Source organism: Veillonella sp. ICM51a, assembly GCF_000524355.1.
GTDB lineage: Bacteria > Bacillota > Negativicutes > Veillonellales > Veillonellaceae > Veillonella > Veillonella atypica.
The window spans coordinates 32,386-56,317 of the sequence record NZ_JAPX01000015.1 but is presented as its reverse complement, the minus strand read 5'-3'; the positions used below and the strand labels follow the sequence as shown (position 1 = coordinate 56,317).

The 23,932-nt window shown below is 41.4% G+C and carries 20 protein-coding genes and 1 tRNA gene; 7 read left to right on the top strand and 14 right to left on the bottom strand.

All coding sequences use genetic code 11. The features are described from left to right. Nucleotides 1–124: 124 nt before the first annotated feature. The 5 genes from HMPREF1504_RS02070 to HMPREF1504_RS02040 all read right to left on the bottom strand — a co-directional run bounded on the left by HMPREF1504_RS02070 (nucleotide 125) and on the right by HMPREF1504_RS02040 (nucleotide 4,618). Nucleotides 125–526: a hypothetical protein gene (locus tag HMPREF1504_RS02070; protein ID WP_038123028.1), complete on the bottom strand. Its 402-nt coding sequence runs from the start codon at nucleotides 524–526 to the stop codon at nucleotides 125–127. Nucleotides 527–531: 5 nt separating this feature from the next. After that, entirely contained in the window at nucleotides 532–735 is a 204-nt protein-coding gene (locus tag HMPREF1504_RS02065; RefSeq protein ID WP_038123026.1) for a hypothetical protein, read from the bottom strand. A gap of 957 nt (nucleotides 736–1,692) precedes the next feature. Then, entirely contained in the window at nucleotides 1,693–2,874 is a 1,182-nt protein-coding gene (locus HMPREF1504_RS02050) for a metallophosphoesterase (RefSeq protein WP_038123020.1), read from the bottom strand. A gap of 69 nt (nucleotides 2,875–2,943) precedes the next feature. After that, entirely contained in the window at nucleotides 2,944–4,044 is a 1,101-nt protein-coding gene (mutY, locus tag HMPREF1504_RS02045; protein ID WP_038123019.1) for an A/G-specific adenine glycosylase, read from the bottom strand. Between the two features lie 52 nt (nucleotides 4,045–4,096). After that, nucleotides 4,097–4,618, bottom strand: a complete 522-nt coding sequence (locus tag HMPREF1504_RS02040) for an 8-oxo-dGTP diphosphatase (protein ID WP_038123017.1) — start codon at nucleotides 4,616–4,618, stop codon at nucleotides 4,097–4,099. 109 nt (nucleotides 4,619–4,727) lie between these two features. Here HMPREF1504_RS02040 and HMPREF1504_RS02035 point away from each other — a divergent pair, with 109 nt between their 5' ends. The 3 genes from HMPREF1504_RS02035 to HMPREF1504_RS02025 all read left to right on the top strand — a co-directional run bounded on the left by HMPREF1504_RS02035 (nucleotide 4,728) and on the right by HMPREF1504_RS02025 (nucleotide 6,660). Beyond that, on the top strand, nucleotides 4,728–5,498 hold the full coding sequence (locus HMPREF1504_RS02035; protein ID WP_038123015.1) for a DUF4931 domain-containing protein: 771 nt from the start codon (nucleotides 4,728–4,730) through the stop codon (nucleotides 5,496–5,498). Between the two features lie 51 nt (nucleotides 5,499–5,549). Then, nucleotides 5,550–6,359, top strand: coding sequence for a metallophosphoesterase (locus tag HMPREF1504_RS02030; protein WP_038123013.1), 810 nt, complete (start codon nucleotides 5,550–5,552; stop codon nucleotides 6,357–6,359). Between the two features lie 70 nt (nucleotides 6,360–6,429). Continuing rightward, nucleotides 6,430–6,660: a hypothetical protein gene (locus HMPREF1504_RS02025; protein WP_005378024.1), complete on the top strand. Its 231-nt coding sequence runs from the start codon at nucleotides 6,430–6,432 to the stop codon at nucleotides 6,658–6,660. Here the strand turns inward: HMPREF1504_RS02025 and HMPREF1504_RS02020 are convergent. Both HMPREF1504_RS02020 and crcB read right to left on the bottom strand, forming a co-directional pair. After that, nucleotides 6,657–7,631, bottom strand: coding sequence for a molybdopterin-binding protein (locus HMPREF1504_RS02020; protein WP_038123012.1), 975 nt, complete (start codon nucleotides 7,629–7,631; stop codon nucleotides 6,657–6,659). The genes HMPREF1504_RS02025 and HMPREF1504_RS02020 overlap by 4 nt on opposite strands. Nucleotides 7,632–7,730: 99 nt before the next feature. After that, a complete protein-coding gene (gene crcB / locus HMPREF1504_RS02015; RefSeq protein WP_016476374.1) occupies nucleotides 7,731–8,108 on the bottom strand; it encodes a fluoride efflux transporter CrcB in 378 nt (125 codons plus the stop codon). 80 nt (nucleotides 8,109–8,188) lie between these two features. Between crcB and HMPREF1504_RS02010 the strand changes: the two genes are divergently transcribed. After that, the gene (locus tag HMPREF1504_RS02010; protein WP_316586121.1) at nucleotides 8,189–8,626 is read left to right on the top strand and encodes a helix-turn-helix transcriptional regulator; all 438 of its coding nucleotides are present in this window, start codon (nucleotides 8,189–8,191) and stop codon (nucleotides 8,624–8,626) included. A 230-nt stretch (nucleotides 8,627–8,856) separates the two neighbouring features. On the opposite strand, the gene HMPREF1504_RS02005 is transcribed toward HMPREF1504_RS02010, so the two are convergent. Next, nucleotides 8,857–9,579 (bottom strand): GntR family transcriptional regulator, encoded by a 723-nt coding sequence (locus HMPREF1504_RS02005; RefSeq protein WP_038123004.1) that lies wholly within the window; start codon nucleotides 9,577–9,579, stop codon nucleotides 8,857–8,859. A 201-nt stretch (nucleotides 9,580–9,780) separates the two neighbouring features. Here HMPREF1504_RS02005 and HMPREF1504_RS02000 point away from each other — a divergent pair, with 201 nt between their 5' ends. Next, nucleotides 9,781–10,701 (top strand): diacylglycerol kinase family protein, encoded by a 921-nt coding sequence (locus tag HMPREF1504_RS02000; RefSeq protein WP_038123002.1) that lies wholly within the window; start codon nucleotides 9,781–9,783, stop codon nucleotides 10,699–10,701. A gap of 75 nt (nucleotides 10,702–10,776) precedes the next feature. Here HMPREF1504_RS02000 and addA read toward each other — a convergent pair whose 3' ends face one another. Further along, nucleotides 10,777–14,598, bottom strand: a complete 3,822-nt coding sequence (gene addA, locus HMPREF1504_RS01995; protein ID WP_038123000.1) for a helicase-exonuclease AddAB subunit AddA — start codon at nucleotides 14,596–14,598, stop codon at nucleotides 10,777–10,779. Beyond that, nucleotides 14,588–18,118, bottom strand: a complete 3,531-nt coding sequence (locus tag HMPREF1504_RS01990; protein ID WP_038122999.1) for a PD-(D/E)XK nuclease family protein — start codon at nucleotides 18,116–18,118, stop codon at nucleotides 14,588–14,590. The genes addA and HMPREF1504_RS01990 overlap by 11 nt, the downstream gene beginning before the upstream one ends. Nucleotides 18,119–18,407: 289 nt before the next feature. On the opposite strand from HMPREF1504_RS01990, the gene HMPREF1504_RS01985 reads away from it, so the two are divergent. Next, nucleotides 18,408–19,403 carry a hypothetical protein gene (locus HMPREF1504_RS01985; protein ID WP_038122998.1) on the top strand — a complete coding sequence of 332 codons (996 nt, stop codon included), beginning with the start codon at nucleotides 18,408–18,410 and terminating at the stop codon, nucleotides 19,401–19,403. 79 nt (nucleotides 19,404–19,482) lie between these two features. On the opposite strand, the gene HMPREF1504_RS01980 is transcribed toward HMPREF1504_RS01985, so the two are convergent. Continuing rightward, nucleotides 19,483–20,031, bottom strand: coding sequence for a GDSL-type esterase/lipase family protein (locus HMPREF1504_RS01980; protein ID WP_038122997.1), 549 nt, complete (start codon nucleotides 20,029–20,031; stop codon nucleotides 19,483–19,485). 130 nt (nucleotides 20,032–20,161) lie between these two features. Here HMPREF1504_RS01980 and HMPREF1504_RS01975 point away from each other — a divergent pair, with 130 nt between their 5' ends. After that, nucleotides 20,162–21,073, top strand: a complete 912-nt coding sequence (locus HMPREF1504_RS01975; RefSeq protein ID WP_038122994.1) for a hypothetical protein — start codon at nucleotides 20,162–20,164, stop codon at nucleotides 21,071–21,073. Between the two features lie 84 nt (nucleotides 21,074–21,157). Here the strand turns inward: HMPREF1504_RS01975 and HMPREF1504_RS01970 are convergent, their stop codons facing one another. The 3 genes from HMPREF1504_RS01970 to HMPREF1504_RS01960 all read right to left on the bottom strand — a co-directional run bounded on the left by HMPREF1504_RS01970 (nucleotide 21,158) and on the right by HMPREF1504_RS01960 (nucleotide 23,801). After that, nucleotides 21,158–22,384 (bottom strand): MFS transporter, encoded by a 1,227-nt coding sequence (locus tag HMPREF1504_RS01970; protein ID WP_038122992.1) that lies wholly within the window; start codon nucleotides 22,382–22,384, stop codon nucleotides 21,158–21,160. Nucleotides 22,385–22,610: 226 nt separating this feature from the next. Then, nucleotides 22,611–22,699: transfer RNA gene (locus HMPREF1504_RS01965), tRNA-Ser, on the bottom strand. A 148-nt stretch (nucleotides 22,700–22,847) separates the two neighbouring features. After that, nucleotides 22,848–23,801, bottom strand: a complete 954-nt coding sequence (locus HMPREF1504_RS01960) for a magnesium transporter CorA family protein (protein ID WP_005378032.1) — start codon at nucleotides 23,799–23,801, stop codon at nucleotides 22,848–22,850. Nucleotides 23,802–23,932: the final 131 nt, after the last annotated feature.

Genomic DNA, 23,932 nt, shown 5'->3' with positions numbered 1-23,932 from the left:
CGAAACCATATGCAACAGAAGGAATAACTGTACATTGTACATCGTCAAAATTGTACATTCTTATATTGACATTTACACCTTTATTATTGAATTAAAAATATACTCTAATTACACACGATAAATTCTATATTAGCTTATTAACTTTCAACAAAATTAGAGCAGACATTAAATAACCAAAAATAAAAAGAACTACATACATCTGTTTTTTCCTAGCCCACTCATAATAGCGACTACGTGGGGGCTGTTTTAATAATACAGCTGCTACAAAAACAGGCTGTAAGAACCACACTAAAACAATTGGAACAGCAATGTAATCTAAAAAATAAAACATACTAAACAGCATAAGCGGATAGGTAATAATTGCCGACCAAGAAAGAACTTTCATAAAGCCATAATTAGAATTAGCAATTAAAGATGCTAATAATGGTGAAAGTTTTTTTCTTAGTAAGATTTTATAAATGATCCAATATAAAGTAATCCATGAAAAAAAGATAGCTTCTAAAACTAACGGTAAATGAATATGCACAAATATTAACCCCTTTTACGTCCTAAATATTTATAAACATAACCCCAACCAAAATAAAATACTAATATTATGATATAAGAAGCAATAAAGAAATAAATATCGTTTTCATCTTCTATTATTTCAGGATTTATAATTAGACTAACTGTCATACCTATAAAAAGAAAGATGAATATACCTCGCACAAAATAATTATAGAGTTTTAAAAACATATACGTACTCCTAACATAAGACTATACTTTCACAACACAACAAAAAGTCTATTACCTCATAAGTTTTATAGCTATTAATACCGTAAAAAAATACGATTAGAAAAACATATTTCATATTGAATAGATTATTAATCTCTTTAAATCCATTTCGTTTAAATGCTTGTATTAATAGCTTTACTTGTTTACGACCGATTATATATAAAAGTATATGAAATACTATTACTGCTAATATTGTTGCTTTTAGATTTCCTTCGTATCCATCTGTTATCATTGAGCTGACAAGAGCTATATCCATAAGAATAAGCGGAATAGTACATATAATAACCTTGTAGATAAAAAATTTACTATACATTAATCTACACCTATAAAATAGCCCTACAATAACAAACGCTTCAATCTAGTCAATCATTCAATTAAATATCATCCACAATAATATGGCTGTCATGAAATATAAATAATACCGAAAAACCTTTGCATTAGAATAGCTTTTTGAGGATTTAAGTTTGAATGTTGAAATAATTTCAACAATAAATAAAATACCTACATTTACATAGAGTAAACTAAGGTAATCAACTAAATCAGGAATAAAAAATGTTTGCACTATAAGAAAAAGACTTGCCGGAATCCCTAAGCCTAAAAAAAGAATATATAGAGTTGGGAATTTCAACTCCATATTACTTTTTAAAATATAAATTCTGAACAACCTAAATATATAATAAGCAAATAAACCTACAGGAACCCCAATTTTATAAATAGACAACGGAATCATCTGTTAACACACTCGCTTCTGCACTCAACATTATTAAAAGTTCATTTCTAATATATCACAACTCTTATATAACTTCATATAATAAAACGAGGTATCGTATACCAAATACAATACCTCGTTTATATTATGAACTTTAATCATCTAAAACGGCTTAAATATTATAGCTATTAATATAGCAAAATCACTATCTAAGCTACTCCGTCAAAAAACGTAATGACCGTAATTTCTCGCGGACAATTAATACGAATAGGGAACCAGTGTCCAGATCCGTTATTTACGTAGCATACGCTATTTTTTTCTGTATAGCGACCTTTTACATATGGTGTACCAATCGGTACCCAAGGCATACCAAAGAGGATGATTTGTCCACCATGGGTATGGCCGGACAATGTTAATGGTACATTGCGTTCAATGGCCTCATCAAAGAATTCTGGATGGTGTGCCAACAGAATAACAAAGGCATTATTAGGGATACCGGACAATGCCTTGTCAATCATGGCTTCACGGTTTTCTTTGCGCCGTTCATTATCATAGGATACGCCAGCAATATAGACCGGTTGTTTACCACCCATGATTTGGATGTTGTCATTAATCAATACGTTTAATGGCGTTTTGGTTTTTATATCATCTACGATTTTATTTACATCATGATGGAATTCATGATTGCCAAGGATATAATCTACGCCATCTGGAATTTGTTTTGCAAATACCTTTAAGCGATCACAGACTTCAGGTAACCATTGTATTTTGTCGATAAGGTCACCGGTGATGACAACGCGGTTTGGGTGTTCTAATAGTGCTAATCGCAAGATTTCGTCAAAGTCATCTAGGTCGATGCTCGGCCCAATATGGATATCGCTAAGCTGTACAATCTTGTAATCTACAAGTCCTGACGGTAAATTGGTATAACCAAAACTTTCATGGGTCACAACGATTTCTCGTTGCCCTTCATAGGCAGCATAACCAGCGCCACCCATAGCAGCCAAAGGTACAAGGGTACCTACGGTTCTAAAGAAAGCACGGCGCCCAGTTCGTTCTTCTACAGGAACCTTATAGGAGATACGGTTTACCAGTGCATAGATTAAAGCTAATACGATGAAAACCGGTATGCACAAGAATATGGCGAATACTACGCCATAGCTTTCCGTTCTAAATAGGTTGAGCCATTCGTACCATGGTGTTCCGTATAGGTCAACTTGGTATAGGAAATAGTATCGCACCGCACAGAACCAACCAGCGACAACCAAAATATAGGCTATCCATGCAGGCCACAGTTTTTTCGGTTTCCATAAATAGAGGTACAATCCCCAAAAGCCTAGAAAGGCTATGGCTAGCACCACGAGAAACACAATATTTATAATTAATTGCATATACGCTCCTAACTGTATATCAAATAATTGCTAATACATTAAAACGAAATCAGTATTCGTCTAATAAATTTATTCTACAATAGGACATAATTCTGTCAATTTACCATGAGGTCCTGCCCAAGCATAATCAGCGAATTCATTCCGTTTGATGAGCATCCAATCCTTCGGCAATTGCTTCTTAATCGCTTCGATTGGTGCCGAGCCAACTTCGTAATGTAAATCACCTCGAAAGGCCTTCATAAACCACTTACGATGAGAAAATACATGAGTTAATTCTTTCACAATAACTGGTTGTAAGGATAGACCAAAGCCCAATGCCCCTACAAGTTCAGTTAAACCAGATTCTGCCGCATCATAGGAATCCGCATTTTCTACAGATGGAAATTCCCACATGGAACGCAAGAGGCCTCGATTAGGGCGTTTATGTAGTAAATAATAGTCGCCATAACTAAGAATGCCTACAAAAACAGGCACATCTACAACCTTTGTTTTCTTGATACGCACAGGCAATTGATCGGTTACATTATGTTGGTACGCATGACACGTATTAACAATGGGACACTCACCGCAGCGTGGCGTCTTAGGGATACATACGGCTGAACCAAAATCCATCAAGGCTTGGTTAAAATCGCCCGGTCTATCGTGAGGCAATGTGTCCTCTACAATAGCAGTTATGGCCTTCTTGCCCTTTGTGCTCAAAATATCATCGAATATGCCATACAAACGGGCATAGATACGCAACACATTGCCATCAACGGCCACCTCTGGCTCGCCATATGCCATAGATAGCACAGCGCCGGCCGTATAGGAACCGACGCCCTTCAAAGATTCCATATCCTTGCGATTATGAGGCACAACACCACCATAATTATTCACCACATCTTGTACGCCTAGACGTAGATTCCGAGCACGGCTATAATAACCAAGGCCTTGCCAAGCGTGGACCACTTCATCTTCGGATGCCTTTGCCAACTCTTCTAATGTAGGAAACAAACGCATCCAGTTGTCATAATAGGGCTTCATCGCCTCAATGCGGGTCTGTTGGCTCATTACCTCAGACACCCACACCTTATAAGGGTCCCCGCAGTCACGCCACGGCAAATCCCGTTTATTTACATCATACCACGCCAACAACTGTGGCACCCACTTGGGGTTATTCATCTCTTTCATAGTTCCTCAATATAGGTATATGTGAAAGCACATCCTATACTTTCACTACACTCTATTCATTAATATATACATCGATACGAGCCAACAATTCACTTTCCATGACTGTGTCGACCTCTGTTAAACGCATGTCCTCAACATGACTGTTATCTGGACCAAATCGGATAGGCCCCTTTAGCAACTTGCCCTCTAATAGCATAGGAAGCCACGTACGGTCCCCTTCCCACATATGCTCATAAGGGACATCGACCAATGTAAACCAATGCGGCTCCATCTCGTCTGATTCAATGGGGTTTACATCGGTAACGCGCACAAAATATACATAACCCACATGAGTTAGACTTTCATCATAGGGAAACTGAAAGTCAAAAAGGGCTACGCATTCTAGATCAGACGCATCAACGCGTATGCCCGATTCCTCATATAGTTCACGAACGGCGCATTGGCGAAAGCTTTCACCAGCATTGATTTTACCACCAAAACCATTATATTTATCGGCACCAAAGCCGCGTTTTTTACGGCCCAGCAAAATTCTATGTTGTTCATCTATGGGAAATACCAAGGTTGTCGGTTTCATAAGACCTCCTATAATTTGGTAAAGATTATTAATATATTATACCATTATTTCATGTGTAATACTGTCATTTATGGTATGATTAAGGGTATGAGATGAAAGGAGGCGCACCATGAACGAACCACTTATATTTGATATTGCACTAGGGCGCACAAAGCCTGTAAATATGCGTGATGCAAGCGTGCGCTGTCCATTCTGCGACCGTTCAAAATTAACAGATATTCTGGCACAAGATGGTCACATCATATGGCTCATGAATAAATATCCTGTTTTGCAGGACACGTGGCCTACGGTCATCATTGAAACAGAAGGCGACCAAGGCGAATTATCTACCCTTTCCGTTGATGATGCAACACGAATCATTCAATTCGGTCTAGATAAATGGCATGAAACAATAGCCACAAAAGAATATAAATCCGTTCTATTCTTTAAAAATCACGGTCCTATGTCGGGCGGTTCCATACGCCATCCTCACAGCCAAATTATAGGCCTACGCAACTACGATTATCACGAGGACATTACGGTCAAGAACATGAATGGCTGGCTATTACACGAAGATCAGGACATCCGCATCACCTTATCCAAACACCCTATTATTGGATTCTTTGAATACAATTTGCGGTATAAACCTGATGCACCTGTCCGTTCCATCGCCATGCGATTACAACAGACCATACGTTATGTGCTAGATAGCTTAGCAAAATTTTCTCAATCCTATAACTATTTCTTCTATCAACTAGAAGATGGTTACGAATATATCAAGGTGATTCCTCGCTACATTACAACGCCGCTCTACGTGGGCTATAAAATTCCACAAACATGCAACGACGAACGAGCTGCGAAGATTTTACACAATATTACACCCTATTTTGAATTAAAATAAGAATCCTCTGCTACGAGTTCCGTAGATTAGAGGACTCTAGTAAGGATATATATGAACATTTATGCCATTGGAGACCTTCATCTATCGGGTAATCCACCTACGAAGCCGATGAACATATTCGGTCCCCACTGGGACAATCATTGGCAACGTATAAGAGAACATTGGCTGTCCACCGTCACCGATGAGGACATTATCTTTCTCGTAGGCGATATGAGCTGGGCTTTGCGCCTCGATGAAGCACTCTACGACCTCAAGGAAATCGCCAGCCTTCCAGGCCAAAAATTTATGATTCGTGGCAACCACGATTATTGGTGGTCCTCTGCCAACAAGATGAAAAATGCTATGGGCGATGCTATTACCTTTTTACAAGGTCACGGTACGGCCCGCATCATCAATTTAACAACTCAGGTTAATGCCTTAACTGGTGAAAGCCAGACTTCTAAACAACAATGTATCTTGGCCTTTGGTGGCACCCGCGGATATATTTGTCCTGATGACGCTAGCTTTGAACCAGATACAGATCAATCTATCTATGATAGAGAAATCTTGCGTACCGAATCGGCATTACAAGAAATGGAGCACGCTATCCAAGCATTGCAAAAGGACCATATTGAAACACAGAATACAGATGAGCCACTACCTGTAACACGTATTTTACTATTACATTATCCACCATTCAATGAAAATAACGCCCCATCAGGCTTTACAGACCTCATGGAGCGCTACCAAGTCGATATATGCATATTCGGCCATTTACATGACCAGAATTCATTCAAACGAATTCCATCTACATATGGAAATACTAAGTTAGAACTAGTTTCTGCAGATTATGCAGAATTTAAAATACAAAAGATATTATAATCAAGATTCTTATGTTACATCATATGTGAAACATTGAAATTTATAAGTACAATACGAGATAAGGAGCATTATGAGTCGCATTCATAAAGAGCATTTACAAGCAGGCTATATCTTCGGCGATACAATCAATCAAGAATACATCTACTTGCCATCCGGCGAGGTAGGCACAGATCATCCATTAGCAGTCCTCGAAACACCTACAAAACGAGAGGACCTCACATTGGACGAAGCGGTTCATATGATTGATACGCTAACATTAAAACGGTGTAGCCATCCTACATTAGGTAAAAAATCATTTTAACCCAAGAACCCACCATGTCCTAGTGCAATACAGTCTTCTTTTGTAATCTCATCGTCTGCGATGAGGCGTGGTACGATTTCATCAAAGGCTGTTGGTTTGCTAAACAATACACCACCTGGTACGCCTAGTATTGGTGTACCATCGGCACAGTATGCGATGCAAACCATAGAGCCTGGCAATACAGGAAGTCCATAGGTTACAACGCGGTCTGCGTAGCGTTTAATGGCACCTGGTGTTAAATCATCAGGGTCTACGCTCATACCGCCGGTGCAGAATATGATGTCTGCGCCCGCCGCTTTCACCTTGTCGATAGCAGCCACAATATCGTCCGTGTTATCCGTTACGATTTCATGGGCGATTTTTTTCACCCCAAATGGCGCGCAACGTTCTTCAATGATGGGGGTGAAAGCATCTTTAATGCGCCCTTCAAATACCTCAGAACCTGTCGTAACGATGCCCATTGTTTTGCGCACGAATGGTTTGATGTTTAAGATAGGTCCACCAATTTTTTGAGCCTCTGTTACTTGTTGTTCTTCTAGCAATAAAGGAATACAACGCATACCAGCGATTTTATCGCCTGCTTTCACAGGTGTATTATTCAATTTTGTAACGATGGTCAATTCACCGATTCTATTGATAGCATATAATTTTTCTACATCTACCTTGAGTAGGCCATCAACATCGGCAATGGCCTCTATTTTGCCTTGTGCCATAGGACCATCATGCATATGGTCGCCCTTGGCAATGGCATATAAGGCACGAGCCACATCTTCTTCATGGAGGAAGCCTTCATCTTCCGGTTCCATCACATAAATATGTTCTTTACCAAGATCGAGTAATTTTGGCACATCTGCTTCTGTAATCACATGACCGCGGCGGAATGGTGTGTCTTTCACCTCGCCGATGACGATGCGCACAATATCGTGTACCAATGCATGTCCTACAGCATCTTGTACTTTTATTTCTTTCATAATCTAACCTTTCAATATCTATTCTATTTCATGTATATCAAACGTAATATATAGCAATATATTTACTATATCATATGAATGACAGTAGCTAATATGCATTTACGCACATACGAGTTTAGCAATCCACATACCGATGGCACAGAGGGCTAAACCGCCGAGAATTTGCACCGCTCCATAGAATAGAACATCTGTAACATCACCGGATGTTAAGAGCTGTAAGAGCTCAAAGGCAAATGTAGAGAACGTCGTAAAGGCACCAAGTCCACCAACGACTAAGAAGAACCGAACCCATTGAGGCCAGTCGGGTCTACAGAGATAGGCACCTAAGATAATACCAATGATTAAACACCCGATTAAATTAACCGTAATTGTACCAAATGGATAGGGGCCTAAGCGCGCCATCACCCATTCACCTACCACCGTTCGCGCTAGTGCACCAAGGGCACCGCCGCAGGCGATAGCTATATATTTTTCCATAATAGATCTCCATAATTTTAACGATTCGTGTAATTATCATATATACATAATAATTATCACATATTACGTATTAGTCAACAATGTATTTGCTAAGTATACTAAAAGCACAAGGTAGGGATCGGAAAGGAGGTCTTATGAAGGATCCTACACTTACAATGCCGGCCTACCGACGGAATCATTATCAGGACCCAAAATTTCAGCAACAGTATATGTGCTTGGGTCACAAAATCTCTACCCTGCGAACGTCGATGGGCATTTCACAACGACAATTGGCCGATGTCGTGGGCATTAGTCGCAGCTATTTGAGTAAATTAGAATGTGGATACGGAATATCAGGCGTATCCATTGAGGTAGTATTTAAAATTGCTTATTGCCTCAATATTTCTACCAGTCAATTGCTACATCTTCGTATGCAAGACTATAAATCCTGTAATAGACATCTTTCTAAACATTATGAAAGAGTCGAATTTTTCCGACGAGCACACCAGCGCTTTTTGGAACTAAAAAAACGTCTCTAATCTATAGACCTCATATGAATAGAGACAGAATTAATTCTTTATTACACTCTCTTCTATTCAATTAAAACAACATTATATAACCTTCCAAAAATTAGATTAACAAAATAAAGTAATTCCTACTTAACACGTACAACATATAAAAGATATATCACCCCTTACAATATCTTATATATGACTTTGCAAAACAAAGGACCCTATTTAGGGTCCTTTTTACTATGTCTATGCAGTTTTTATACTTCGTTCAAGTTCTTGTCTTGTAATTCCGCATTAGCCCGTTTAAAGATAAACGCATTATTGATATGCTTGCGCATCGCATTTTCTGCGGCCACTTCGTCGTGACGTTCAATGGCATCTACGATGTGATCATGTTCATCGTCACAATCGTGTGTGCGCACTGCATTGAAGGAACTCAAATACATATCGCGATTTACTCGTTCACGGAAATCGGCTAAGTAATCAACAACGCGATCATTGCCGGAGAATTGAGCAATCATGCTGTGGAATCGGCTATTAACCTCTACGCGTGCCGTAGCGTCCTCAATGGCATGCATTTCCTTGCATAATTCCTTAAGCTCTGCCACTTGTTCTGGCGTAGCGTGACGAGCACACAAACGCGCCCCCAAACCTTCCATAACCTCTCGGCATTGATATAGCGCCACGATTTCTTCTGGTGTATCCGCCTTAACAGTAACACCCTTCCATGGCACGATAACAACAAGGTTATCTTTTGCTAATTTTCTGAAAGCTTCGCGAACTGGCGTTGCACTGACTTTGAGCTGTTCTGCGATCTTAACTTCATTTAGTTTTTCTTGCGGTAATAGCTCCCCTGTTAAAATAGCCTGTTTCAAGGTCACATAAACTTGTTCACTTAAAGGCAATCGTTCAATTGAATCTACAGCGGAAAAATGATACACATCTTTTGGTTCTTTTGTACCCTTCACGTCTTTTGTCATATTTCTAGCCTTAGGTCCCCTCTAATGTTTACACGCTTTCATACTTTCAATGAACGCCTAAAATGAGTATAATAGAATGTAAGCATTTTTATATACGAACACATGTATATATAATAATTGTATACCCTATAATTATAAGTCCCGTACATATGACTGTCAATTTCAAGATAGTCACAGTTAAAAAGTGAGGAAGTTACCCCTATGAGTCGTTGTTTGGTTATCATTAACCCTGTATCTGGCGGCGGTGCAGCACGCCGATACGCCCTTGATTTACAGTGGAAATTGAGCACCCTTTTTGACACAATTGAAGTTAAATTTACCACCGGTGCCGACGATGCAACCCATTTTGCAAAGGCCGCTTGTGAAGATGGTTTTGATGCCATTTTCTGCATGGGTGGCGATGGTACCGTTAATGAAACGGTAAATGGTATCGCTCAAGGTGGTTTCAAAGCAACCTTTGGCTTTATTCCGGTAGGAACCGTCAACGATATGTCTCGTGCTCTCGGCATTCCACAACGACCATTAGAGGCGATTCGCCGCCTCGATATCAACCAAGTTCGCTGCATCGATATTGGTCGCTGCAACGATAAATACTTCTGCAATAACATTGCAGCCGGTGTCATTCCAAAGGTTATCGAAGAGGTAACGCCAAAGGAAAAGCGCATCTTAGGTCCATTGGCCTACTTCTTGCGCGCCGGTCAAGCCCTCTTCACCACAAAGGACTATACATACCGCATTCAAACGGAAGATGATGATTTCATTTGCAAATCACCACTTGTATTAGCCCTACTCACCAACGTAGTGTCTAGTTTTGAACGCTTTATGCCAGAGGCTTCCGTAGACGATGGGTATATGCGCCTCGTTATTTTTAAGGAATACTTTATCCTCGACATCTTCAAGGTTCTACCTCTTATCCTAAGTGGCGCCATCTATAACTCTAGCAATACTACTACATTGACGGTCAAAAAAGCTCATATCGAACTATTGAGCAATATAGATAATTTACCAACCAACATGGATGGTGACGCAGGTCCTTATATGCCTGTAGACCTTGAGGTATTACCACGGGTCCTCAAGGTATTTGCACCGACAAAACATCAAAAGAAAAAACCGCTTCTCTAAGCGATACGAACCCCCTTTGCTGGCACACCAGTAAAGGGGGTTCGTATTATGCTAAGTCGATTGTCTTATATAGGCTTACAATAGAACCGCTTCATGTAAGCGGAAGCTATAAATATAACTTGCTTTCACAGGCATATTTGTCAATCGTTCTAGGGCCTCTTTGTAGAGGTCCATTTGTATTTTATAGCGACGAATGAGCTCATCTCCACTCTTAACGCGATCCGTCTTATAGTCCACGAGGACCCATTGATCATCTTCTACAAAGACCGTATCGATAATCCCTTGTAAGAATAGACGCTCACCATTCTCTACATCAGGATATACCCGATTACCGTCAAAAAGCATGCTAAACGGCAATTCTCGTTCCACTCGTTTTGATGCAATGAGACGCTGGCCAAGATCAGAGTTAAAGAATCCATATAAGCTACGATCACTTAATAGACTGCGTTCCTCATCACTAAATTTACCTTCTGCTTGCAATGAATCGAGCATATCTGTCATGGATGTTTGTGTATACTTTTTAACAGGTAGCCATTGCATCGCTTCATGCATCAATGTACCCCATTGCGCACCCGTTACGACCTCATCAGCTACTGCAATAGCCAGTGGTTTACGACCAAATACGGAATCGGCTAGCTCCGTTCCACTAATAGTAGGAATGCTTGTATCTAATATGGCATTCTCACCAGTCGTATCCTCAGTTATATCACAGGATATTACTGGTTTCTGTTGCATCGATACATCTGTAGCCGATACTGCCTCCGCATCACGTTCGGCAAATCTCCGTTTCAATTCACTAACAGAAATCTTAGCCGTCGTCTTGGCGGCTACAAGATTTGGATAGGTGAAAGCAAAGCGCTGTACGATTTCCTCTGGCAATGCTACATCATTTACCTTACCTAATACGCGAACCGTATTGATGGTCGTTTCATCCACATCCGCCTTGTAATCTAAATCTCCATAAAGAGAACCATCATGAATCTCTACCTTTACCTGACATTGACGGTCGAGCAAGTCAAAATTTGTTTCTCCTTCGAGTTCAATGATATTGCGAAGTGGTGCACCCCCATCTAGATGACGGGCGAAGGCGATGAGTAGCCAATGCAAATAGGAATTACCAGCTTTGATTAGATCGGCACCTAATGCTTGGGTCTGCGTCAAGGCCGCATGTTTTATATGAGCGCCAACGCCCTTTTCCTTTTTGATTTCCTTGTTAATATATCCGGTCAAGAATAGTTTATCCCGTGCTCGTGTCAATGCAACGTAGAGGATACGCTGTTCTTCGGCTTTCATAGCATCCGATTTGATGGATTTACAATAGAGCCACGGCATGGACGGATAGGATACGCGAATGTCTGGGTAGTAGCCCTTTAATCCGATACCGCCATTTTTATCGACTAATAACGGAGAATTAAAGTCCATGGTATTGAACTTCTTTTGTACGCCAGACAGGAATACAACAGGGAATTCAAGGCCCTTACTTTTGTGGATGGTCATAAGGCGCACTACGTCATCTGCTTCGGTAACTACATTGGCAACGGCCATATCTTGATTGCTATCGCGTAAGCTTTCAACAAAGCGAAGGAACCTAAAGAGCCCTCGGAATCCGGAGGATTCAAATCCCTTAGCCCGTTCATAGAGGGCCATCACATTGGCGCGACGCACGAGGCCATTCGGCATGGCGCCTACGTAGTTCACGTAGTCCAATGTTTCGTAAACATCCCACAACAAATCAGCTACACCATGACGGCGAGATAATGTGCGCCAACGCTCAATATGAGCGATAAATTGGAGCAACCGTTCATCTTGAGCCTGTTCTGCGTAGAGAGGCATAACAGACCATAAAGAACCGTCGCCGGTAAGGCGCAACGCCCCTAATTCATTCGCATCGAGGCCTACGAGCCCAGAATGCAATACGGCGGCCATCGGCAAATCTTGCTCTGGATTGTCGATGATTTGTAACAATGACAAGAGCAATTGAATTTCTTGCGCTTCAAAATAGCCATCTCGTTCATTAACAACGGCGGGAATACCGGCTTGGCGCATAGCTGCTACGGCCCGCGTACCCCAACCAGCGAGGGATCTGCGCAATACGGCAAAGTCGCGCCATTGAATTTGGCGGAACGAGCCATCCGCATTTTGCACCTGTTTCTTCGAAGCGTGCAATTCCTTGATTTTTTGGATGATAAAATCAAGTTCTCGTTCATTGTTCTCCGGTTCATCGCCTGCGATTTCGGAATCACCATCGGTCTCTTCAGAACGATTCGTATCGCTCGTATCCAAGAGATGTAATTCTACAGCGCCGCCCACCCAATCGGATGGCGCATCTTCTACAATACGGCCCGGTATGAGCGATTCTTTTTCGCCATAATCAAGCTCCGCTGCCTCTTGGGTCATAATTTGGTAGAAAATAAAATTCGTAGTGGTCAAAATATTTTCATGAGACCGGAAATTCTTAGCCAAATCAATGCGTCGCTCTACGGCGTCATTCATGAGCCCATACGTATTGTACTTGTTCATAAATAGCGAACTATCTGCCATACGGAAACTATAAATCGCTTGCTTCACATCGCCTACGTAGAAACGATTATCCACCCGTGAAATGAGATTGATAATGGTTTCTTGTACACCATTCGTATCTTGGCATTCGTCCACCATGATTTCTTTGAACGTATCTTGTAGTTCAAGGGCCACTTCGGATGGTTTTGGATTATCTTCTGTGCCCGGTTCCACAAGGAGTGCCAAGCAGAGATGTTCCAAGTCGCTAAAGTCCATGATACCCTGCTCTATTTTAGCCTCGTCATAGGCTTTATGAAAGGCGATAGTCAATTCTACAAGGTTATGAATGAGCGGATATTGGTCTTTAAATTGTTGTTGCAATACAGCTTCATCAATATGGAATAGACCATTTTTCATCCCCTTTAAACTATCCTTGTTTTGAGAGCCTAGCGATTTAAATTCATCTGCTAACGCACCATCGACTTCGCCCTTTTCTAAGGCCTTGCCAAGGCTTGTAAAACTTGCTTTTGTAAAGGTATCTAAGTTACGGCATACATCGACCATATCGGACCAAGTCTCTGCCCCTTTTAATTGTGCCAATGCGGCTAATTGCTCTTGGTATACCTTATCCCATTTCTTAGGCCCTACAGGGCTTTCAAGCAAGGGTTCCATCGCTTCGATGCGGTCTGCAATGCGGTCAATTTCGGCCTGTTGGTCATCCCACATAGCACGGCCCCACAAGGTATCTCGTAAATCCTGCTCTTGAGCAGCCTCGTACGGTTCTACGGCACGGCGCATCCATCCATCAGGATTCGATTGAGACATGGCGAATTCATAGAGACTGAGCACCTTATCTTGTAATCCTGCATCGGATTTATCATCGCTAAAGAAATCAGATAAATCAAAAATACCATACGTATTGTTTTCATAAGCCTCTTTCAAAAGGTTCTCCAACACCTCTTGTTTTAAAAGAGCCATTTCCGCTTCGTTGCCGATGCGGGCTGTTGGAGGTATATCTAGTTTATAGAAATAGGAACGAATCACCCACTGACAGAAGGAATGCAGTGTAGAAATATGTGCCGATGGCAATAGATTAAGCTGTCGCTCTAAACGCGCTTGTAACGCTTTATCATCGGTGGACTCCATAGCCTTAGCTAAGGCGACGCCAATACGAGCGCTCATTTCAGCGGCAGCGGCCTTCGTAAAGGTAACGACCATCAATTCTTGTACGGATAATGGATTCTCCATATCTTTCAAACGCGTAATAATACGCTCTACAAGAACCGCCGTTTTACCGGAACCAGCGGCAGCGGCAACAAGCAATGTTTGGGCCCCTAAATTACTGTCCTTCGGGGACATGATGGCAGATTCCTGCTCCGGTGTCCATTTAACGCCCATTGTCGTCACCTCCTGTCATAGAACTATCGTTATTAAAACTTTCACCAAAACTAGCGTCAGACTCTGCCTGATTTGATGAACCATTGAGGGCATCTCGCATTTTTTCAAGGGCATTCGCCTCATTTAGAGCGCTCAAATAATTGTATTGATTACGCTCATTATCAAAGCGACACACGGTCTTGTAATCGCAGTAGGAACAAGGAATGGCCTTATTCAACTGATACGGAGCAATGGGGAATTTACCCTTACCGATGGCAGAGCCGGTATCCGCCATAATCGATTCTGTATAGCGGCACATGATATCAAAATCGCCGGAGGATTTAACGATTTTCATATCCCCAGAATGGATGGCTCCCTTTCCTGTAATGCGAACGGGCACATAAGGACCTTTGCTCTTATAGGTGCGCAATTTTTCATCCATTTTTTCCAGCATGTCGATATCATCTGTAAAATACCCTTTATTATTAAGAGCCCCATTTGTATCCGCCAATGCTTTGGCTTCTTCATAGGACACAGGCTCACCCGCTGGCGTTCGTGGATTTTTTACATACGTATACACCACAGCAGCCGGTGTCATCGGTTGATCATGGTGTTTCTTATAAGCCGATTCTAATGCCAACAGATAGGTCATCAATTGTAATTTTAAACCGTAATAGATTTCTTGTGCATTAACCGATGTACTACCCGATTTATAGTCGATAACCATGCCATACGTATGACCATCGCATTTATATTCATCGATACGGTCAATTTGCCCAACTAAGCGTAAATAACGGTCCTCTCCAAGGGATACCTTAATAGAGTCCCATCCATTAGGACGTCCAAAATCCTGTTCTAAATACATAGTATCGAAGGAGGATCGCTTAGACCAATCAACAAGGCGCGATACTGTTTTTTGTAATGTTCTCACAACGCGCTCTTCAATAGCCTTATCATAGGCTGTTTTTTCATCCTCATCATAACGGTTTTCTTCTAATATATCCGCTGCTACGCGAGCACATAATTCTTGTTGCGCCATTTCGTCTAAATCACGCCATTGCTTATGCTCGGATAATAATTGTGTTCCCAAGCGCTCCAAATTGGCATGTAAAAAGGTACCAATTTCAGGTGCCCCAAAGGAACGAACCTTACGAGGTTCTAGTTTTAAACCATATTGAGCATAGAATTTAAATGGACATTGACGATATTTTTCAAGGCGCGTTACAGACCCAGACATATAGCCCCGTTTAAGGAATAGACCATTTACTAAGTCCGGCAAAATAACAGGAACGTCATTATTGTCTCGAATGCCACGGCTCACGTCCTCTAAGCGTGGTCTATAGACCCCATCATGGCGAGCCCAGTTATAGAGGCCCCACCACAATGGTGACACCGGTACGCCGCTAAACAAAGCCCCCCAACGTTCAGATAAGAGGGATAGACTTTGGTATGGACGCCATAGATATTCGTTCTCTGTACCATCTTGAATGGTGAAAGGAACCTCTATCGAGGACGTACAGAAACCAAGGGATTGTAACCGTTTAATAACGAGGGAACTTTCAAGGCCTTCCCCTTCATCATTAGAACCTGCGTAGGATATGGTTAAATGCTCCTCGGCCCGCGTCATCGCTAAATAGAGAAGGAAATTTTCATTAAACGCCTTTGGCAAAGCGCCTTCCGCAAGAACGATGCCAGCCTCAGCCAACGCTTCCCGTTCCCTATCCTTGATTAAGCCTTCATCGCCCATATTTTGTGGGAATACACCTTGATTAAGCCCCATCACATAGACCCGAGGCCACGATTGACTGTATGCCCGTTCTATAGTGGTAATCGCCACGTGATCGAGGGACGGAGGAATCATGGAGTAATGAACATTGTCGAGGGCCTCTTCTAAGAGGGCTAGCATTTCGTCCAACGTCAACGTTTCCGTATCGGTGAGAACCATCATTTCATCGAGGAATCCGATGACCGCATTATACATTTGCTCGTGACTGGCCTTAGATTCTAAATCGCCGTCGCGCTCAGCCTCTAGTGACCATTCATAGAGGCGCTGCGGTACTTGTAATTCTTCGAGGACTGCGTAGATGTGCTTACACCATTCCGCCCCTGTATGCGCGTCACTGGACGTGGCGAAATCGAACCAAGGTATCAAAATGTTCATGATGGCCTGTCTCGATGCATTCACGCGCTCATGTCTCGGTGCGTCTGGTTGTTCTTCATCTGAAAGCCCCGCTACGCGGCGCATATAGGACCAAGTATCTCGTTCCCACTGTAGATGATCGATACCAAATTCGAGTACATAGTTTTCTAATTCATCCACCGCCTCACGAGTAAGAGGTGTCAAATCCGTTTTCAACAGACGGAACATGATGTCACGACTATAGCTATGCTTAACAATACCGAGCAAATCCGTCATCAATTCCCCGAGCGGATGATTGTTCATAGGTCGTTGACGGTCTCCAAAGTGGGGTATGCCATAACGGGTAAACACCTTTTCCAACGTATCCCCATAGGTTTCGGATTCGCGAAGCATAATACACACATCGCGATAGCGTGCATTAGGATTGCTTTCAATATAGGAAAGGATATCACGGGCCACCCAATCCGCCTCGCGTTCTCGATTATAGGCGCTTACAAGCGGTATATGTTCATCCGTAGTATTGCGTTTACCATGAAAGAAGTTTTCTTCTAAGGATTGCAATACAGGTGTCCCTCTATGCTCTGTAAAGGACTGAAAGGACAATTTCGTTCCATATTCCTTATGAAGATTTTCCAAGATTTCAACGGAACGATTAAAGATGCCATGATGTCCCTTATTGGCTAATATACGCTTAGGATCAGCCGGTAAATCGACGGTGATTACCGACTCTACAGCAAGGTCAAAGAGCATATATAACAGTTCAAAATGAACCGGTGTAAACCAGTGAAATCCATCAACAAAGACATGGCAATTTTCCATCAATGGAGACTGTGGCAATGCATGAACAAGGTCCATGATAGGGTCCCCATCAATTTGTCCATGAAGCTGTAGTTCCTCTTCATAGGCCGACATGCATAGTGCCAATTCCCGTAATTTTTTCTGTAATACACCATTCGATACGCGCTGTGCACCAGATTCTAATTCATCAGGTCCAATGCGAAATGATCGAAACTCAGAAAATAATCCTTGCAAGACCGATGAAAACTCTGGCCGTTTAGCGGCTTGCGATAATAAGCCTAGTTCAGCCCCTTTGCGCTTCATCACAAGGCTTAATAACATGGTTCTACCCAACTGAGATATACTTTGCTGCTGAGCCTTTACATTGCCTATCGATTGATATACCTGATAAGCCAATCGGCCAAAGCCAACGACGCGGACCGTCGTAAAACCTCCGTGAGGCATAAATTCCGCAAGTTCCCGTTCCACGCGATAGGTGGCTGGCTCTGGAACGAGCAAAATAATAGGGTCACCTGGACATTCGATGATAACCTGCCGAATACGTTCATATACGGCACGGGTCTTACCGGAACCAGCGCGACCATAATACATGGTAATACTCATACTACCTCCCACAACGATGCTTATATTTAGTAATTCTGCTTATATTTCATCATCCCTAAAATAAAATATATAGCACGGATAATTTATACGACATATAAATATATATACTATTGTACACCATGGAATATCAAAATTGTATTTGACAAATTCTCATTTTTACCTTATTCTGTTTACAAAAATTAAAAAAGTTAAATTTGTTTATATTTTGTTTACATATTGACACTTATCATGTATAATGAAACCTAGATGAAGTGTTATTTGTAAAAATGTGAGATTAGGAGTCTTTATTATGAATACAAAACGAATTGCAACTGCTTTTGCCGTATTGGCAGCAACAACAGTATCTTTCTCTGCTTTCGCGGCATCCATGGATGCTAATGCACGCGCTTATGAACGCGCTGCAGCAGAACAAGCTCAATATCAATACACACCTGCAAACAGTGCCCCTGTTGCACAAGCAAGCTATGTGGCAATGCCTCCACGTCCTAACTATACACCATTGCCAGCTGTACCATATACAGCAGGTGATATGAGCCAACAAATGCCTGTTTCTAAAGACTTAGGCGATCCAATCTTTGTGGCTCCACAAACAACAGCTGTAGGCATGCAAATCATGGATCCAATTCCAAGCCCTAATGCACCTCTACAACAATCTGTAGATGCTCCAGCTACACTTACTTTCAGCAAAAGCGGTAGCGGTTATGTATCCACATACAGAAATAACCAATTGAACGCATTTGATGTATTGTTGAACGGCCGTTCTTATACATTCGATTTACCAGCTTATACAAATGGTTACCAAGTAAAAACTGCAAGTTCTTACAACCGTGCTGGTAATGGCATCGCTAATGTATTTACAACAAATGTTATTACAGAAGCAATCGTAAACAACACATCCTTACGCGTTACTGTTAACATGACACAACCTACATCCGTAGCAGCATCCAAATTACGCGCTATGCAACAAACTGGCCAAGTAACATTGGGCGAAGTTTCCACATTGTTCGCTTATAATGAAAGCTATGATGGCGTAAAACAAGCTGCTAACTACGATGTATACAACAATAATGGTCGTTTCATCGTTGTAAAATCCGGCGCAGTAACAGTTCCAAATGGTGCACAACATCCATATGCAACAGCTATGTTCGCCATCACTGATGATACTGTAGCAGCTGTAACGGTTTCTGGTAACAGTGGTGAAACTTATGAGCTTGTGAAAGGTACCGCTTACGCTATTGCAGCTTCTGCACACGCTGCAGCTGACAAAACATCCAAACAAAAATAATTGACCTCCAGTGTACGACTTATGTCGAGCACTACATATAATGAAAAGAGCACATCCTACGGGAACGTGCTCTTTTCTACTATAATCGTGTAAATGTTTCCAATGCCTTATAAGCCATCAAGCGATAGCCTCGCTCATTTGGATGAACCTCTCCTGCAAATACGATTTGACCGATTTGATCGGCTTCATGAAGAACGGTGTAAAAATCGATAGTTCGTAAACCATGTTCTCTTGCATATTCTTGTAAACGACGGTTTACATCCACTACCACATGATTAAGTCCATCCATTTCACTATCGATTTGTGTTTCAAGGCCCATGATAACATGACCCTTTTCACCGGCTATAGTAGCGGCTTTAATGAGTTTGTTATATACGTAGTCGCTATCGCGATTTTGCAAAATATCGTTCGTACCGCACATAATGCATATATATCGGTCATCTTCATAGGACTTGTCGATACACCAGGATTCTAAATAATTGATTAAACCTTGCACAGATAATCCATCAATACCGTGATTTTCCATATGATATGCGGGTAGTGCGGCACTACACAGTTCAACCCAACCGAGACCTTCTCTCACATCATATCCACGGGTGATACTATCGCCAAAACATATTATATTCATGAAATCCTCCCTGTACATTAATTCATCTACATTGTAAAATATATATGTATAAAGTACAATATGTTACTCATTTTCATGTATTTTTAAGTACAATATGGTACACTTTTTTCACATGGAGAGGAGAATTATAATGAAATATTTTTTAGCTCTCGTGGGAACCCTATTGTGTACCACGCAATCGGGATTTGCCATATCACAATATGAAATAGAGCAAAAGCCCACTCAATATCAGCTAGCGTATTCTAGTGATACCGAGCATATGTATGTCGACCTTAGCTCAATTCATACAAAACAGACTGCTGCTAATTATAAAACGGTACAAGCTCGACTATTGAGCTTATACACTAAAAATAACGTAATTGCAGACTATGATACAAACTTCACATTTTATAGACAACAACCTAATGCACCGGTAACGATGACTGCGTGGAAAATATCGAAGCCAACATTCTATGCGGAAAATGGGTATCCTATCGATACATTACCGCAACAACGGTTAGCAAAGGATTACGGTCAACATGTGGCGGCGCCAAATAGCCCATCACAACGCATTGGGGAATTTATCTATAATACGTCTAAAGAGATGGAAAAGATTACTTATACATATGATAATCCATATATTCCACCTCAAGTATTTCCTCCTGTAGTCGATCAACAGACACGGACCATATTATTTGGTCTCATGCCTCCTACAGATGCTGTTATTTCTACGCCAATGGATCGTGTTATACCAGCACCTCCAGCACCTCCAACTAATATGCAACCAAGCTTGCAACCAGGTCATATAGGCGGACCTAACCCAGATAGCTTAGGTGATCGTGGGCGCTTCTCACCAAATTTAAATGCACTTCAAACGGGTAAATTCCAACCATCTAATCCAAATATTGCTCTTCTGGATCGACAAGGACCTCCTGGCCCTCAAGGTTTTAGAGATAACAAGAATCGCGATAATCACCGCAACGATGGTAATCGTGACAGCGGCGGTCGTAATGGCAATGGTCGCGGAGATGGTGGCCATGGCGGTGGTCAAGGTCCTCATTAATTATTATTTACAAAAACATTTAGAAATACGAAAACCCTCATCGTTATTGATGAGGGTTTGTTTTATGGCTTTCACAAGGAAAATTTATTTTTTTAGTTTTACAAAGAACAAGGCAACGGCACCGATAACTGGTGCAATAGCAAGGGTCATCAATGCAGATTTATAGCTACCAGTTGCAGTTAGCATACTACCTAAAATCATAGGCGCCAACATAACGCCGATTTGATTGAATAAGTTTACAAAGCCTGCCGTAGTACCTCGCAAGTGAGGTTCTGCTGATTGTACAACGAGAGCATTCGTCAACGCACTGTGCATGAATGCGCCAATACCAAGAATTGGACCTGTAATAAAGAGCATATCTGGGTTTGTGGTGCTCGCAAAGAGTATTAAGGCCGGACCAAATAAGAACATAACGAGTGCTGTTAAATGGTTTTTCTTAATCGGCAAAATATCGGATAAAATACCGATGGTTGGCTTTGCAATAAGTGCAGCCAAGCCAAAAGCGGACATAACATGACCTGCATAGATGGCATTAACACCTAGTTGTTTTACCATGTACAAGTTTGACCATTGAGCCACCGCCCATGTAGCACCGGTAGCGAAAAAGCCGGCAAACGCAAGGCAACGAATATTGCGATTTTTTAATACGTGAAGCAAGTTTTCTTTTATGGATGGCTTTTCTCCTACAGGAACCGCTTCGATATGAGCCTCCGCTTCACGTTGAGCTAGGATTTCAGCACTTGGCTTACGAACTGTAAAGTAGCTAAGTATAAAGATAAGAACTGGCAACATAGCAGTTAAGAGGAATGCATTTTGCCAACCATAATTCGTTGCTACATAAGGGGCATATAAATTTACAGTCGCCACCCCAAGCGATGTACAAGACATGAAAATACCAACGGCTGCGCCACGTTGATTAGGACCAAAGTAATCCCCTATAGCACTCAAGCAAGAGGCTTGTACAGGACCGGATACGATACCCAATAAGAAACGCAACACCCATCCATAGGTATAATTATCAATGGTACTCATCAATGCGGTAATGACTGCCATGGCGAGTAAACTAACCAATATAGTATAACGATAACCGATTCTATCCGCTAAGATACCACCAGGTAATACCATGATGGCATAGCCCATGTAAAAGGCGGATAAATAGGTCGTCCCCATTTGTGGCGTAAAATTCAATGCTTCATTGACAATCGGCATCAATGACGCCCAAGATAGACGCATAACAAAGCTAATCAAAAATGTTAGCCAAACGCTGACGAGAATTAAAATCTGAGTTCGCGAGAAACCAATTCTACTCATACGAGCTCCTTTCTATAGAAAAATAACATATAGAGATATCATACTATAAATAGAAAGAGTTTTTCAAACTAAAAAAAGAACCCTCTACCGATTAGATAAAGGGTTCTCTATAGTACTATACAAGGCACGGGCTCCAATTGCCTTACCAAGTATAGTACTAAATCAAAAGAAACGAGCAACAGGCAACAAATGGCCCAACCGGTCTCTAAAGATTCATAAAATTGAATGGCGGAGAGGGTGGGATTCGAACCCACGGCCCCTTGCGGAGTCACTGGTTTTCAAGACCAGCTCCTTAAACCACTCGGACACCTCTCCATATTGATATATTATAGCAGATTTGTATTGAAGTGTGCAACAATTGAATATAGGTAACCTCAGATATCTCCCATGTAGAACTACTTATATTAGAGACAAAAAAGCTGGCCTAAAGCCAGCTTTCAGCATATCTATTATAGTTATTATCTTAGAAAAGATCTTTTTTCCACATGCCAATAATGGCCACGATGGAACAGGCCACGGAGATGCCCACAACCTCAAAGAAACCATTTTCATCGTTTTGAAACGGCAATGGCACGTTGGTCCCCCACAAGCTAAAGATGATGGTCGGTACGGCCAGGGTAATCGTCAAGGCTGCCAACATTTTCATAACCATATTAAGGTTGTTTGAAATGATGGATGTAAAGGCGTTCATCATGTTCATCAAGATATTAGAATACATTTCAACCATTTCTATGGCCTGTTTATTCTCGATGATAACGTCCTCTAATAGATCCTCATCTTCCTCATACATCTTGAGAAGGTGTTTATAGGAACTGTGACCACGCAAACGCAATAAACGTTCCATAACGGTACCATTCGTACGCAAGGCGGACGTAAAGTATGTCATGGATTTCTGTAATTCCAACAATTGGAAGAAGTCCTTGTTCTTTGTAGTATGACGCAATTGGACTTCGATATCGTCGGTACGACGGTTGATTTGTTGCAAGTAACGCAAGAACATGGTCGCCGTGCGATACAAAATTTGGAACAAGAAACGGGTCTTTTTATACGTATAGAACGTAGAAATCTGATTAGAAATAAACGGATAAAGCACTTCAGATTCTTCTAAACAGATGGTAATAAAGAAATCTGGCGTCAAAAAGATACCAAGTGGCACCGTATCGTACATATCATTGCCGCGAACAACAGGAATGTTGATAACAACAAAGATATAATTGTCCTCTAACTCCACGTGAGAACGTTCTTCCATATCGAGGGCGGTCTTTAATACGTCTGTAGGAATTTCCGTCAGAATATTGATAAGGGATAACTCATCGGGGTCTGGGTTCACCAAATTTACCCATGAACCTTTTGTGGCATCTGATACCGTGTAATCGGCTACTAATTCTTCTTCTATGTGCTTGTACACCGTAATCATGTTATCCCTCCTTCCGAGCGAAAATACTGTATCTCATCTTTAAAATTATATACTATTTAGGTGTACTATTCAATTCTCTTGTGAAAGTTTTACATAGAAAAACTGCTCCTCATTGCCTAATACAATGTAGG

What these genes read in the sequence shown, in the direction of transcription:
- HMPREF1504_RS01970 (WP_038122992.1), bottom strand. Translation starts at nt 22,384, where the DNA reads ATGAGTAGAATTGGTTTCTCGCGAACTCAGATTTTAATTCTCGTCAGC.
- HMPREF1504_RS02050 (WP_038123020.1), bottom strand. Translation starts at nt 2,874, where the DNA reads ATGCAATTAATTATAAATATTGTGTTTCTCGTGGTGCTAGCCATAGCC.
- addA (WP_038123000.1), bottom strand. Translation starts at nt 14,598, where the DNA reads ATGGGCGTTAAATGGACACCGGAGCAGGAATCTGCCATCATGTCCCCG.
- mutY (WP_038123019.1), bottom strand. Translation starts at nt 4,044, where the DNA reads ATGAAAGAGATGAATAACCCCAAGTGGGTGCCACAGTTGTTGGCGTGG.
- HMPREF1504_RS02005 (WP_038123004.1), bottom strand. Translation starts at nt 9,579, where the DNA reads ATGACAAAAGACGTGAAGGGTACAAAAGAACCAAAAGATGTGTATCAT.
- HMPREF1504_RS02020 (WP_038123012.1), bottom strand. Translation starts at nt 7,631, where the DNA reads ATGAAAGAAATAAAAGTACAAGATGCTGTAGGACATGCATTGGTACAC.
- HMPREF1504_RS02000 (WP_038123002.1), top strand. Translation starts at nt 9,781, where the DNA reads ATGAGTCGTTGTTTGGTTATCATTAACCCTGTATCTGGCGGCGGTGCA.
- HMPREF1504_RS02035 (WP_038123015.1), top strand. Translation starts at nt 4,728, where the DNA reads ATGAACGAACCACTTATATTTGATATTGCACTAGGGCGCACAAAGCCT.
- HMPREF1504_RS01990 (WP_038122999.1), bottom strand. Translation starts at nt 18,118, where the DNA reads ATGAGTATTACCATGTATTATGGTCGCGCTGGTTCCGGTAAGACCCGT.
- HMPREF1504_RS01975 (WP_038122994.1), top strand. Translation starts at nt 20,162, where the DNA reads ATGAAATATTTTTTAGCTCTCGTGGGAACCCTATTGTGTACCACGCAA.
- HMPREF1504_RS01985 (WP_038122998.1), top strand. Translation starts at nt 18,408, where the DNA reads ATGAATACAAAACGAATTGCAACTGCTTTTGCCGTATTGGCAGCAACA.
- crcB (WP_016476374.1), bottom strand. Translation starts at nt 8,108, where the DNA reads ATGGAAAAATATATAGCTATCGCCTGCGGCGGTGCCCTTGGTGCACTA.
- HMPREF1504_RS02025 (WP_005378024.1), top strand. Translation starts at nt 6,430, where the DNA reads ATGAGTCGCATTCATAAAGAGCATTTACAAGCAGGCTATATCTTCGGC.
- HMPREF1504_RS02010 (WP_316586121.1), top strand. Translation starts at nt 8,189, where the DNA reads ATGTATTTGCTAAGTATACTAAAAGCACAAGGTAGGGATCGGAAAGGA.
- HMPREF1504_RS02065 (WP_038123026.1), bottom strand. Translation starts at nt 735, where the DNA reads ATGTTTTTAAAACTCTATAATTATTTTGTGCGAGGTATATTCATCTTT.
- HMPREF1504_RS02030 (WP_038123013.1), top strand. Translation starts at nt 5,550, where the DNA reads ATGAACATTTATGCCATTGGAGACCTTCATCTATCGGGTAATCCACCT.
- HMPREF1504_RS02040 (WP_038123017.1), bottom strand. Translation starts at nt 4,618, where the DNA reads ATGAAACCGACAACCTTGGTATTTCCCATAGATGAACAACATAGAATT.
- HMPREF1504_RS01960 (WP_005378032.1), bottom strand. Translation starts at nt 23,801, where the DNA reads ATGATTACGGTGTACAAGCACATAGAAGAAGAATTAGTAGCCGATTAC.
- HMPREF1504_RS01980 (WP_038122997.1), bottom strand. Translation starts at nt 20,031, where the DNA reads ATGAATATAATATGTTTTGGCGATAGTATCACCCGTGGATATGATGTG.